The sequence below is a fragment of the Cupriavidus sp. HPC(L) genome (assembly GCF_000307735.3).
Classification (GTDB): Bacteria; Pseudomonadota; Gammaproteobacteria; order Burkholderiales; family Burkholderiaceae; genus Cupriavidus.
On the sequence record NZ_AMPR02000112.1, the window covers coordinates 57598 to 70026 of the forward strand.

Below are 12429 nucleotides of genomic sequence, written 5' to 3' on the forward strand. Positions count from 1 at the left end.
AGAATAAAAAATGGCCGCGGGATCCAGTCCCGCGGCCGTTTTTCCCGACGCGCTTGCCGATGTGTCAGACAGGGCTAGCCATGCGAGATCGTGGCGACGGCAAGCAAGTCCTCCAGCCCGATCCGGCGCAGCAGTTCGGCGCGTACTCGGTCCGCCATGGCATTGACCACCCTGGCGCCGTCGTCGGAGGGGTCGATCGTCGTGCGCAAAGGCCGCGTGCCATGAGGGAGTGCCACCACGCGCGCAATTTCGCGTGCGACGTCGGCCGCGTCGGCGTCCTTCGGTTCCAGGGCGGCCATGCCACGCAGCAGCTGGTCCTCCAGTCCCCGATACGGGCCGCCGTCGTATGCCGCCAGGCGGTCGGTGTCGGCCGGCCGGCCGGCATGGGCATAGTGGTTCGTACCCTTGGTGAACGATCCCGGCACGATGATGGCGGTCTCGATGCCCCAGCGCGCCAGCTCGCCCGCATAGCTGACTGCCAGAGCGTCCATCGCGGCCTTCGCGGCGAAGTACGGGCCGAGGTAGGGCGGCGTGCCGCCCCGTGTGCTGCTGCTCGATACCCATACCAGCAAGCCGTTGCCCCGGCTGCGCATGTGCCGCAATGCGGCGCGATTGACGCGCTGGGTACCGAGGACGTTGATGTCGTACAGCTGCGCGAACTGTTCCACCGTAAACGCTTCGGAAGGTCCGAAAACCATGTGGCCGGCGTTGTGGACCACGACATCGATGGCGCCTTGCTCGGCAAGAATCGTATCGACGGCGCGGTCGGCCGAATCCTGCGATTGCACATCGAGTTCGATGGGCCGAAGGTCTACGCCATGTTCGATGGCGTGGCGCCGCATGTCCGCGGCCGCTCGTGCATTGTGCCCGCCGATATTGCGCATGCTGGCGTAGACGGTGTGGCCGTCGGCGGACAGCGCCTGGGCGGTCATGGCGCCGAATCCGCTCGATGCGCCGGTGACCAGAATGACGTGTTTCATGCTTTGTACTCCTTCAGGGGAGGGTCGTCGGTGGCGGTGCGCGTTCAGGCGAAGCCGCCATTGGCGCGCACCACCTGGCCGTGGATCCATTCGCCGTCGGGGCCGACGAGGAAGGACACCACCCGCGCGATGTCGTCCGGCTCGCCCAGACGTTCCAGTGGCGCGACTCGTGCCAGTTCGGCGATCTGCGTGGCGTCCTTGTCCTTCAGGAACAGCGGTGTGGCCACGGGGCCCGGCGCAACCGCATTGACGGTGATGCCTCGGCCGCGCAGCTCGTTGGCCAGCACGCGTACCAGCCCCTCGGCGCCCGCCTTCGAGGCAATGTACGCACCGTAGCCTGGGAACGATTTGGCGATCACGCTGCTGGAGAGGACCACGATGCGGCCACCGGCGGTCAGCGTGTTGGCCGAAGCCGTCAGCAGGCAAAACGTGCCGCGCAGGTTGATGCGCACCGTGCGATCGAACAATTCGATGTCGCCGTCGGCGATGCGCGACAGCGGCATGATCCCGGCGCAATGCACCACCGCGTCGATCCGGCCGAAATGGCCGCGCGCATCGCCGAACAGTGCGTTGACCGCCGACTGCTCCGACACGTCGGCCGGCAGGGCCACCGCCGTGCCGCCGTTGGCGACGATCTCCGCGACGAGCTCGCGCGCCGGCCCTTCGCTGCCGGCGTAGTTTGCCGCGATCGCAAAGCCATCGCTTGCCAGGCGCATGGCGACCTGCTTGCCGATGCCACCGGAGGCGCCGGTGATCAATGCCACTTTCTGGGTGTTGTTCATGTTCTCTGCCTCGAGTTGGATAGGGCCTTCAGCTTATGTACGATGCGGGGTGCGTGTTTTCGCGGCGCCGGGGCGGTTTTCGGATCCGCACGACGAGCTGGAAACCGGCGCGGGAAAGCTGCCCGGAGCCGGTCGTGCGCGCATCCGGGGCCTATACGAAGGCATAGTGGTGACCCGAGGGCCGGGCGGTTAGCATGGCGCCATGAGACTGAAGTGAGGTACTGGTTTGGCCACGAACCTGGAAGTCGCAATCATTGACGACGACGAATCCATCCGCACTGCCACATCCGGGCTGGTGCGGTCCCTGGGTTGGGCGGCCCGCACCTACTCGTCCGCGCAGGCATTTCTCGCGGCCGCCGGGCATGCCAGTGCGACCTGCATCATCTCGGACATCCAGATGCCCGCCATGAGCGGGCTGGAACTGCTGCGCCTGCTGAGGGCACAAGGCAGCGAGATTCCCGTCATCTTCATTACCGCCTTCTGTACGGAGGCCATCCGCCGTGAAGCGCTGCGCGCCGGCGCGGTGGCATTCCTGTGCAAGCCGGTCAATGGCGCGGAAATCCAGCACTGCCTGGAGATCGTGGCTTCGGGTTCTCCTGCCGGTCCGCGCTAGCGGGCCCGCGTATACGGACATCGTATGCCTCGCCTGCATCCATTCGGCATGCCCTTGACGCGGAGTCAACGGCGTGGGAGGGCCACGGCCATGGCCCCGTCGACGCTCGACCTCGCTGCCGGCGCCGCGCCGCTTCCGATCGTCCTGGCCGGCTTGATCGCCGTCGCGATCTTCCTGGTCGACGCCTTCACGCCGTATCAGATCGCGGTCGCGGTGCTTTATGTGCTGGTGGTCCAGCTGGTGGCGGCATCGGGCTCGTATCGGGCCACGGCCGCTGCCAGCATCATCTGCGTGGCCTTGACGTTGGTGGCATACATGCTGGTCCACGACCTGGAGCAGATGTGGGGCGCCATCGGGCGTTGCATGGTCAGCCTGCTGGCATTGGCGGCAGCCACGGCGCTGTCGCTTCGGCACCTTCGCACGGCGGACCGCCTGCACGAACAGATTCAGCTGTTGAATCTGTCGCATGACGCCATCGTGATCTGCGACCTCAAGGGTGCCATTACCTTCTGGAACGACGGGGCCGAGGCCCTGTACGGATGGCGTGCGCCGCTGGCACTCGGCAAGTCTTTTCACGCCCTGACCGATACCCGGTTCCCGCCAGGGCGGGAACCGGGCATCGAGCGCCTGCTGGCCGAAGGTATGTGGGAGGGCGAAGTCCAGCGCAGGCATCGGGACGGCAGGGCGCTGATCGTTGCGAGCCGCATCGCACTGTGGCGCGACGGTCGCGGCCGCCCGATCGCCATCATGGCCACGAACAACGACATCACGGAGCGCCGCCGCACGGAGATCGAACTGGCACGCAGCGAGGCATTCCTGGCGGACGCCCAGCGGCTCAGCAGGACCGGCAGCGTCCTGCGCTATGCCGACTCCACCGAGATGGAATGGTCGGTGGAGTCCTATCGCATTCTCGGCTACGGCACGGACGAAACGCCCAGCTTCGAACGCGTCCTCGAGCGAACCCATCCCGAGGACCTGGAGCTGGTGAAAGGCATGGACGCAGCGATCCGGCACGGCGAACCGTTCATCGATGGCAAGCATCGCCTGGTGATGGCCGACGGGGAGATCAAGCATGTACGATTCGTCGCCCGGCTCAATGCGCGACATGGGAAACGAAGCGAGTATGTCGGCGCGCTGATGGACATCACCAGCGCGGTCGCGGCGCAGGAGGCCTTGCAGCGGTCGATGGCGGAGCTCGCCCATGTGTCCCGGCTGACCACGGTGGGCGGCCTGGCCACGACCATCGCACACGAAGTCACACAGCCGCTGGCGGCCATCGTAACCTGCGGCGACTCGGTGGCGCGCTGGCTGGACCGTCCCGATCCGAACGTGGCCGAGGCGCGACAGTCCGTCGAACAGATGATTCGCGACGCGCGTCGGGCTTCCGACATCGTCAAGCATATCCGCAGCATGGCGCAGCGGCGTGAGCCGCAGTGGGCGTGTGTGCGGATCAACGCGCTGGTACGCGATGCGTTGTCGTTGCTCGGCCGTGAATGCGCGTCGCGGCAGGTACAGGTCGAAACGCAACTGGATGCCGCGGAATTGCCGGTGCATGGCGACCCGGTGCAGTTGCAGCAGGTCCTGGTCAACCTGCTCGTCAACGCGGTCCAGGCTATGGCGGAGGTCGTCGCCCGTCCACGCGTGCTCCGGGTGAGCACCGCCTTGACAGAGGGACAGCGGGCGCGCATCGTCGTCACCGACACGGGACACGGTTTCGCCGACGGCGATGTCGAGCGGATATTCCGCGCGTTCTATACGACGAAGGAGAATGGGGTGGGGATGGGGCTATCGATCTGCAGGTCCATCGTGGAGGCGCACGGCGGACAGATTTGGGCAACGTCGGCCAAACCCGGCGCCCGGTTCCATGTGGAGTTGCCGCTCATGCGCGAAGGTGAATCATGAGCGCGGGGACTTCGGGCGGAAACGGGTCGCCGATCGTCTACGTCGTCGATGACGACGATTCGATGCGTTCGGCCGTGTCGATGCTGCTGCGTTCGGTGGGTTACGAGGTCGAGTCGTTCTCCTCGGCCACCGAGTTCCTGGCGGCGCCCATGCGGGACGTGCCCAGCTGTCTGATACTGGATGTCCGCCTGAAGGGCCAAAGCGGACTGGCCGTGCAGGAGCAGTTTGCCGCCAGCAGCATGCGGATTCCCATCATTTTCATGACGGCGCACGGCGACATTGCCATGTCGGTCAAGGCGATGAAGGCCGGTGCGATGGATTTCCTCGCCAAGCCGTTTCGCGATCAGGACATGCTCGACGCCGTGCAAAGCGCGCTGGCACGCGACGAAGCGCGGCGCCAACGCGATCGCGGCGAAGCGGACTTGCGGTTGCGCTATGCCCAACTGACGCCGCGCGAAAAGGAAGTCATGGCCTACGTGGTGCGCGGCCTGCTGAACAAGCAGATCGCAGCGGAACTGTCCGTCAGCGAGATCACGGTCAAGATCCACCGTGCGCAGGCGATGCGGAAAATGGGCGCAAGGTCGCTGGCCGAGTTCGTCCTGAAGGCCGAGGCGCTTGGTATCGTCGGCGCCGTCACACAAGGCGGCGCCGCGTCATAGCCGCCATTTCGGGGAGTGACCGCACGCTTGCCGTTGGCGCTCCGCTCGCCGGCAGCGTGAAGCAGAATCGGGTCCCGGATGCGCTCGTGGACGCTACCCAGATGTTGCCCCCATGCGCTTCGACGATCGATCTGGAGATCGACAGGCCCAGACCCATGCCGTCAGGTTTGGAACTGAAAAAGGGCTGAAACAGCGAAGCGGCGACGCTGGCATCGATACCGTGGCCGGTATCTGCGACTTCGAAGAGAACGGCATTGTCCTGGTACCGGCTGACGGTCACCGTGATGGTGCGCCGGTCGTTGTCCGGGGCGCCCTGTATCGCATGGATGCCGTTGAGCAGCAGATTGCCCAAGACCTGCTGCAGCTGAATGCGATCGACGAACACAGTCACGTCCGCGTGGACGGCCTTCGTGATCGATACCTGCCGGGCCGCCGCTTCCGATGCGATCAGGAATATCGCCGACTCCACGACATCGGCCGCCGAGATCAGGGCGGGGCGAACCGGATGCCGAGCGAGGAAGCCGCGCAGGTTGCGGCAGATTTCTCCGGTGTCGCGGGTCCATCGCGCGGCATTGCCGATCGCCTCGATCGCCTCGCCGATATCGGGCGTGGCGCGGCCAAGCCATTGCAGCGCCGCGTCCAGTGAGGTAAGCGTGGCCGATATGGGTTGGCTGATTTCATGCGTGATGGAGGAGGCCAGCTGTCCGGCCAGCGAAATGCGGGCCGTGCGGGCCATCTCCGAACGCAGGGCCTGCAGGCGTTCGTCGTTTTCCTTGTATTCGGTCACGTCGAACGCATAGAAGTGCAGACGACGGTAGCGCTCGCTATCGGCCGGCAGCGAGCAGCGCCATACGATCGGAATTGCCCTGCCGCTTCGAGACATCAGCGTCCGCTCTCCCTGGCATGCCGTTTTCCCCTGGAACATCGCGCGCAGTACCTGGGAATTGCTCGGCCGATTGGCCGGCAGCAACGATCTGGCATGCGCGAAGAACTCTTCCTTCGATGCGAGCCCGAACAAGGCCAGCGTGGATTCGTTGGCATCGACGAAGCCGTGCAGGGCCCGCAGTTCCTCGATGACCTCGGGATGCTCGTCCAGATAGGCATCCAGATCCCGCACCCCGCTGGCTCGCAGCGTATCCACCCAGCGTTTGATGCCCGACCAGTCTTCGATCAGGATCGGAATCGGCGCGCACTGGAACGCCTCGTCGATGCGCTCGACGGCGGGCTCCGGCTGAGGCGGCGGAAGCGGGGCATGCTCGAGCGACGCTGGATTGCGCTGGAAGGGCGTCATGACCGAAGGGCGGGCGGCGGGCGGGGATCGAGCCGATATTGTCCGGGCTGCATTGTCCCGCGGACCACTATACGAACGTATAAGGCGATCACCGTTGGTGCTCGATTGGAATACCGGGCACCGCGGCATGCTTGGCAAGCGTGCCGGCCACCGTCACGCTTGCGCGGCTGCCGGCACCACCGCCGGCCGCGGACCGCGCGCCAGCATCGCCATCGCCGCCGCAACCAGGCACATCGCGCCCGCGGCATACAGGGCCGGCGTATAGGTCAGCAGCAGCGTCCGCGTCATGCCGGCCCCATATGCGGCAACGGCCGCGCCCACCTGGTGGGCGGCAAACACCCAGCCAAACACCATCGCCGCACGCTCCTTGCCGAACGCGCTGCCCGCCAGCTTGACGGTAGGCGGCACCGTCGCGATCCAGTCCAGGCCGTAGAACATCGCGAACACGGACAGGCCAACCAGCGTGAAGGTGGAGTGGGGCAGCCAGAACAGCGACAGCCCGCGCAGCGCGTAATACCAGAACAGCAGCTTGCGGTTGTCATAGCGGTCCGACAGCCATCCGGACAGGATCGTGCCGACGAAGTCGAAGGCGCCCATCATGGCGAGCGCCGACGCGGCGGGCACCGGCGCCATGCCAAAGTCGCCGCACAGCGCGATGAAATGCGTCTGGATCAGGCCATTGGTGCTCAGGCCGCAGATGAAGAACGTTCCGGCCAGGACCCAGAACGTGCGATCGCGGATCGCTTCCCGCAATACCAGGAACGGGCCGGACCAACGCATTGGTGCGGCGGGCGCTGCCGCGACCGAGGTGCTGGGCGCCTCGCCGAACGGCAGCAGGCCGAGGTCGGAAGGACGATTGCGCATCAGCGCGGCGACCAGCAGCGCCAGCAGCGCGCACGCGAGCAATACCGGCAATACCGCGGTGCGCCAGCTGACATGTTCGATCAGCCAGGCGGCCAACGGCAGGAAGGCGAGCTGGCCGGTTGCCGCGCTCGCAGTCAGAATGCCGATCACGAGGCCTCGCCGCTGGCTGAACCAGCGGTTGGCAATGACGGCGCCCAGCACCAGCGCCGTCATGCCGGAGCCGGCGCCGAGCATCAGGCCCCATGCGATGAACAGCTGCCACAGCGTGGTGGCCACCATGCCGAATCCCATGCCGCCGGCGATCAAGGCCAGGGCCGTAAATACGATGCGGCGCACGCCATAGCGGTCGATCAGCATGGCCGCGAAGGGCGCCATCAGCCCGAACAGCGCAAAGCGAATGGCCAGTACGGTCGAAATCCTGTCGGTGTTCCAGCCGTGCTCGTTCGACAGCGGCACCAGCAATGCCCCCGGCAGTCCGAGCGCCGCCGCGGTGGTCAGCATGACGAGGAAGCCCAGTGCTGCAACGATCCAGGCGTAGTGGATGCCGCGCCGTTCGAGGCGGCGCGCAAGCAGTTCAGCAAACATGTTCGAGGTCGGGGAAAGGAGGGTGGATTCGACGGTGGATACGCGCTGCTCGGACAAAACAGGCAAAAAGGGGCCCGCGTTCCCGACAATGGGGAACGAAACGACATGGCAAATCGAATGAGGCCACACGCGCGACAGCGAGCGGCGACCGGTCAGTCTTCGGGTGCCGCCGGGCGGGAGGTTCGCTTCTTGCCTCGGGTCGTGGTCTTGGCGGTGTCAGCGGCGTTGCAGGAGGGCGGTCGGTTTTCCCCGGCCACCGGCCGGGTCAGCGCGGCGAGCGTCGCGGAAAGAATCTGCTCGGACAGCGGCGCGCCGTGCGTGGCGCGGGCCAGCATCACGGCGCCCATCATCATCGCCATCTCGGCCAGCGCCCTGTCACGCCGCGCGTCGTGGGGGCCCGGCAGCGTGCGCTCCCACTGCGCGATCAGGCCTTCGAGGCCCTCGATATAGGACTGGCGAACCGGCTTGTCCGCGTTTTCGCGCGCGACGTCGGCCGCAAGCGCCACGCCCGCGCATCCCGCCCCAGGCGCATCGCGATGCCGCTCCGATAGATAGGGCACGACCACCGCGGCGCGCGCCGCATCGGCGTCCCCGGGGTGGGCATCGATGCGTTGCCGCCATCGCTCCAGCGCCTCGGCAAACGCGCGATCGCAAGCCGTGGCCGCCAGCGCGTCCTTGGACGCGAAATGGCTGTAGAAACCGCCATGGGTCAAGCCGGCGGCACCCATCACATCGGCCACGCTGATGCCCGTCAGACCGCGCTCGCGGAACAGGCGCGACGACGCCTGCTCGATCGCTTCACGGTTCTGGCCGGCTTTTTCGCGGGAGGATCGCGGCATGATGCTTCTCTATGCTGAGTCGATGGACAGCATATTAGATGATGGGTGTCATGTATTCAAGGGGCGGCATCGGGACGATCCGTCCGCATGCATGACGGGCGTGCAGGGCAGGGACGTAACGGATTGACTTGATTGTCTTTATTGGCGAGCCAGGTTACACGACGTCGTCAGCAGCATCTGCGGCCGCTGGCGCAACGGTTCTCCGTCCAATGGAGCCGCGACAGTGCCGATCCGTTGCGCCCCGCAGGCGAGATAGAACGGTTCGGCATACGGCTCCGCATCGATGGTCAGGTGCTTGACGCCGTGACCGGCAGCCAACGCCGCCGCATGCCGCAGCAGGACTCGCCCAACACCACGCCGCATGTAATCCGGTGCGACCCAAAGATGCTCGAGCGCCCATGTCACGGCGTCCGTCGGCAACACCGAATGGAATCCGGCGATCGATCCGTCGATTTCCGCAACGTAGGTCAACGCTTGCGCGACATAGGAGCCCGTGATTGTCAGGTCCTCGCGCCATGCTTGAAGCTGGGCCTGGGTATATGGCCAATGCGCCTTGGCTTTGTTGGCAATTTCAGTCAGCAAGGGCGCCTCGCATTCGAGGCCGCGGCGGATCTTCATCGGTAGTGCTTCGTGCAAAAGCCGTATTCTGCTGCATCCGCAGGGATTGGATCGCCACGTTTGTTGTTTGGCTTAGATTCCTGACTCCCCACCTTTGAACGTTTGCACGCCGAAACCAAGGCCCGGCGAAATCAGCGAAGCCCCCTCTGCATGCAGCGAAACCGTCGCCACCTGATTGTGCCGCTGCGCCCAGGTGGCGAACTCACCCAGCCTGCGGACCTTGGCTGCGGGCACACCGTATAAGGCGCAGCGCTGCTCCAGTTCTTCCGCATTCAGCATGTGCAACCGTTCGGCAATGATCGCCTTCAGTCCAGCCGGATCGATGGAGCGCGCAAACGATGCCGGCGAGTCCGGATTCAACGGCTCGGCGAAATACCGCGGATCGCCTGCCATATCGGCGAGCCCGAGCACGTCCAGCAGCCGGATCAGTTGTCGCGGCGTATTGGCGCCAAGTGCAATCCAGCCGTCCCGCGTGGCGAAGAAGTCCGCAGTCGGGCTGCCGGAATAGCCTTGATTGCCCACCCTGGCAGGCGACGCGCCGTTTGTCAGCGCTTCGCATGCGAACGAGTACATCAGCTGTAGCGCCGCGCCGGTCATCGATACGTCCAGCTGCACCGCGCACGCAAGCCGATCGCGCTCGCGTAGCCCCGCAAGAATCGCCAGCGCCGCCTGCATGCCGGTGGCCGCGTCGACCACCGGGAAGCCGGTCTTGATCGGCGGATCCTCCTCGGTGCCGGCCATGAACGCCATGCCGGTTGCTGCCTGGATGATGTGGTCATAGGCAGGGCGCTCGGCCACGTCGGCGCTGCTGCGCCCATACCCCGAGATCGTGCAATAGACGACCGTCGGATTGAGCGAGCGGATCGCCTCGAAACCCAGCCCGAAGCGCGCCAACACGCCAGGACGCAGGTTGTCGACCACGACATCGCAAGTCGACGCCAGGTCCAGCGCACGCTTGCGGTCGGCCGGATCGCGCAGGTCGACCGTGTGGCTTTCCTTGCCGGCATTCAATGCGGCAAAGCCCTGGCGGCCTTTCTCGGTGCGGCGCATGACGTCGCCACCATTGGCGTTTTCCATCTTGAGCACCTTTGCCCCGAGTTGCGACAGATAGAACGTCGCCAGAGGGCCGGCGATCACGTGCGAGAAATCGAGTACGCGGACACCGGCCAGAGGGGCGAAGGGTAGTGAGGTTGCAGTCATGTTCGGTCGGTTGGGGTCGGCCGCTTGTGGTCGGACGGCAATTATTGAACCGCGATTCGGCTCAGCTCCACGATGCGGCGGTACTTCGCCGTCTCCTCCGCGATGAAGCGGGAAAAGGCCTCGGGCGTCGGCGTAGGGTCGATGACCGAAGCGGCCTTCTCGTAGAAGTCGCGCACCGCCGGATCGCTCAGCGCTTTCCGGAAGGCGGCATGCAGGCGCGCCACGACCGGCTTCGGTACGCCGGCCGGTGCCCAGATGCCGCTCCACGAGTCCAACGCCAGGTCCTGGCGGCCGAGCGCCTCGTTCAGCGTCGGCACCCCCGGCAGGTTCGGCAACCGATGCGCCGACGTCACGGCCAGCGCACGTACCGTGCCCGTCGCCAATGGCGGCATTGCCGTCGAGGCAACGGGAAAACCGAACGTCGTATCGCCTCGGATCAGCGACGGCACGATCTCGACCGATCCCTTGTAGGGAATGTGAACCATCTCGACGCGCACCGCATTGGCGAACGCGGCACCGGCAAGATGCGCGGCGCTGCCGATCCCGCCCGATGCGTAATTCAGCGTACCGGGCGCGTTCCTTGCGGCCTGCGCCACGTCCGCCACGGTGCGATAGGGCGTGCTTGCCTTCACCACCATTACCTGCGGGCTGAAGCCTGTGCGGATGACATGCGTTAACGTCGCGGGATCGAACTTGACGGACGGCTGCATCAGCTTCTGCGTGACATGTGTCGATGCGCCGATCATCAGCGTGTAGCCATCGGCCGGCTGTTGCGCAAGCACTTCGGCAGCGAGGATGCCGCCCGCGCCGACCTTGTTCTCGACGACCACGGGCTGCCCCAGTTCACGTGAAACGACCTCGGCCGTCTTGCGCGCCAGAACATCCGGACCGCCGCCTGCGGCGTAGGGAACGATCAGCCGGATCGGCCGACTCGGAAACGGAGCGTCGCTGGCCCTGGCCGCGCCGGAGAGCAGGGTGGCGACGGCCACCGCCAGGCCCAGCCTCACCGCGAGTTTTCCTGTCGTGCGCACTGCGTTGTCTCCTTTCTTTGTATCGCCATGGAGCCCGATTGTGTGTGCGGCATACTTGCCTGTAAATTATTGATTTTCTATCCAGTCATCACGTTTTGTTATGGCGAAGAATTCGGCCGGTATCGGCGCGCGCCTAGATCGCCTTCGCATCCGCCATCTGCGATTCCTCGAACTGATCGACACTCATGGCTCGCTGTCGGCCGCCGCAGGGCAACTTTCGCTGAGCCAGCCGGCCGCGACCAAGATGCTTCAGGAAATCGAGTCGGTGTTCCGTGCCGCGCTGGTCGAGCGCACGACGCGCGGGGCCGCGCTGACGCCGACCGGACAGCTCGCGCTGGGACGCCTGCGCATCGCGTTGAACGCCCTTTCCGCCGCGATGGACGCCATCCATGCAACGCCGGCACCGGTGCCGATCGTCCACGTCGGCATCCTTCCGTTGGTTGGCGTGGTGGCCATGCCCAGGCTGTTGGCAAGATTGGCCGCACGGCCTGGCTTCCCTCATCTCGTTATCCACGAATCGACGGTCAGTGGTTTGCTCGGGATGCTGGACCGCGGGGAAATCGACTGCATGGTCGGCCGCATCGGATCGCGCAGGGAAGGGGAGGCGACGAGCGGGATGCGCGTGATGCCGCTTTGGGAAGAACGTCTGACGGTCGCCTGCGCGTTGGACCATCCGCTAGCCCGAAAGCGCTCGGTGGCGCTGTCGCACCTGTGCGAGTACGACTGGATTACCACGCCGCGCGGCGCCAGCACGCGCATGCTGTTCGAAGCGCCCTTCCTGGACGCGGGAATCGTGCCGCCGCAGCCAAAAGTCGAGTCATTCTCGTTCCACACCAATCTCTGCATGGTGGCCAGCAGCCGGCTGCTGACGGTCGCGCCCGAGACCGCGGTTCGGCACTACGCAGGGCTGGGCATGGTGCGGCAGGTCCGCCATGGAAGCTGGTTCGCAGGCGGACGCACAGTGTTCGTCACGCGTGATGACACCGCAGACGCGGCGGGCGTCGTTGCGGTTGGCGAAGCGCTGGCTGGACTGATGACGGACGGGGAATTGGGCAAATGAATGCT

The 12429-nt window shown here is 65.7% G+C and carries 12 protein-coding genes; 4 read left to right on the forward strand and 8 right to left on the reverse strand.

Annotated features, from left to right (window positions below):
* Positions 1-74 precede the first annotated feature (74 nt).
* Both B551_RS08410 and B551_RS08415 read right to left on the reverse strand, forming a co-directional pair.
* Entirely contained in the window at positions 75-980 is a 906-nt protein-coding gene (locus B551_RS08410; protein WP_006576157.1) for an SDR family oxidoreductase, read from the reverse strand.
* A gap of 44 nt (positions 981-1024) precedes the next feature.
* Positions 1025-1762 carry an SDR family oxidoreductase gene (locus B551_RS08415; protein WP_006576158.1) on the reverse strand — a complete coding sequence of 246 codons (738 nt, stop codon included), beginning with the start codon at positions 1760-1762 and terminating at the stop codon, positions 1025-1027.
* A 226-nt stretch (positions 1763-1988) separates the two neighbouring features.
* Between B551_RS08415 and B551_RS08420 the strand changes: the two genes are divergently transcribed.
* From B551_RS08420 to B551_RS08430, 3 genes are all read left to right on the forward strand, one after another.
* The gene (locus tag B551_RS08420) at positions 1989-2375 is read left to right on the forward strand and encodes a response regulator transcription factor (protein WP_006576159.1); all 387 of its coding nucleotides are present in this window, start codon (positions 1989-1991) and stop codon (positions 2373-2375) included.
* A 90-nt stretch (positions 2376-2465) separates the two neighbouring features.
* Positions 2466-4277 carry an ATP-binding protein gene (locus tag B551_RS08425; RefSeq protein WP_006576160.1) on the forward strand — a complete coding sequence of 604 codons (1812 nt, stop codon included), beginning with the start codon at positions 2466-2468 and terminating at the stop codon, positions 4275-4277.
* Positions 4274-4936 (forward strand): response regulator transcription factor, encoded by a 663-nt coding sequence (locus B551_RS08430; protein ID WP_023263871.1) that lies wholly within the window; start codon positions 4274-4276, stop codon positions 4934-4936. The genes B551_RS08425 and B551_RS08430 overlap by 4 nt, the downstream gene beginning before the upstream one ends.
* On the opposite strand, the gene B551_RS08435 is transcribed toward B551_RS08430, so the two are convergent.
* From B551_RS08435 to B551_RS08460, 6 genes are all read right to left on the reverse strand, one after another.
* Entirely contained in the window at positions 4911-6227 is a 1317-nt protein-coding gene (locus tag B551_RS08435; protein ID WP_006576161.1) for a sensor histidine kinase, read from the reverse strand. The two genes, B551_RS08430 and B551_RS08435, sit on opposite strands and share 26 nt — an antisense overlap.
* 153 nt (positions 6228-6380) lie before the next feature.
* Positions 6381-7676: an MFS transporter gene (locus B551_RS08440; RefSeq protein WP_006576162.1), complete on the reverse strand. Its 1296-nt coding sequence runs from the start codon at positions 7674-7676 to the stop codon at positions 6381-6383.
* 152 nt (positions 7677-7828) lie between these two features.
* Entirely contained in the window at positions 7829-8515 is a 687-nt protein-coding gene (locus B551_RS08445; protein WP_006576163.1) for a TetR/AcrR family transcriptional regulator, read from the reverse strand.
* A 138-nt stretch (positions 8516-8653) separates the two neighbouring features.
* Complete coding sequence (locus B551_RS08450; RefSeq protein ID WP_023263872.1) at positions 8654-9133, reverse strand: GNAT family N-acetyltransferase; 480 nt, start codon at positions 9131-9133, stop codon at positions 8654-8656.
* Between the two features lie 72 nt (positions 9134-9205).
* Positions 9206-10333 (reverse strand): CoA transferase, encoded by a 1128-nt coding sequence (locus B551_RS08455; protein ID WP_023263873.1) that lies wholly within the window; start codon positions 10331-10333, stop codon positions 9206-9208.
* 41 nt (positions 10334-10374) lie between these two features.
* On the reverse strand, positions 10375-11364 hold the full coding sequence (locus B551_RS08460) for a tripartite tricarboxylate transporter substrate binding protein (protein ID WP_052511291.1): 990 nt from the start codon (positions 11362-11364) through the stop codon (positions 10375-10377).
* Positions 11365-11464: 100 nt separating this feature from the next.
* Here B551_RS08460 and B551_RS08465 point away from each other — a divergent pair, with 100 nt between their 5' ends.
* Positions 11465-12424 (forward strand): LysR family transcriptional regulator, encoded by a 960-nt coding sequence (locus tag B551_RS08465; protein ID WP_023263875.1) that lies wholly within the window; start codon positions 11465-11467, stop codon positions 12422-12424.
* Positions 12425-12429: the final 5 nt, after the last annotated feature.

Excerpts from the sequence above, each read along its gene's own strand:
- B551_RS08410 (WP_006576157.1), bottom strand. The coding sequence starts at position 980 with ATGAAACACGTCATTCTGGTCACCGGCGCATCGAGCGGATTCGGCGCC.
- B551_RS08415 (WP_006576158.1), bottom strand. The coding sequence starts at position 1,762 with ATGAACAACACCCAGAAAGTGGCATTGATCACCGGCGCCTCCGGTGGC.
- B551_RS08425 (WP_006576160.1), top strand. The coding sequence starts at position 2,466 with ATGGCCCCGTCGACGCTCGACCTCGCTGCCGGCGCCGCGCCGCTTCCG.
- B551_RS08430 (WP_023263871.1), top strand. The coding sequence starts at position 4,274 with ATGAGCGCGGGGACTTCGGGCGGAAACGGGTCGCCGATCGTCTACGTC.
- B551_RS08435 (WP_006576161.1), bottom strand. The coding sequence starts at position 6,227 with ATGACGCCCTTCCAGCGCAATCCAGCGTCGCTCGAGCATGCCCCGCTT.
- B551_RS08440 (WP_006576162.1), bottom strand. The coding sequence starts at position 7,676 with ATGTTTGCTGAACTGCTTGCGCGCCGCCTCGAACGGCGCGGCATCCAC.
- B551_RS08445 (WP_006576163.1), bottom strand. The coding sequence starts at position 8,515 with ATGCCGCGATCCTCCCGCGAAAAAGCCGGCCAGAACCGTGAAGCGATC.
- B551_RS08450 (WP_023263872.1), bottom strand. The coding sequence starts at position 9,133 with ATGAAGATCCGCCGCGGCCTCGAATGCGAGGCGCCCTTGCTGACTGAA.
- B551_RS08455 (WP_023263873.1), bottom strand. The coding sequence starts at position 10,333 with ATGACTGCAACCTCACTACCCTTCGCCCCTCTGGCCGGTGTCCGCGTA.
- B551_RS08465 (WP_023263875.1), top strand. The coding sequence starts at position 11,465 with ATGGCGAAGAATTCGGCCGGTATCGGCGCGCGCCTAGATCGCCTTCGC.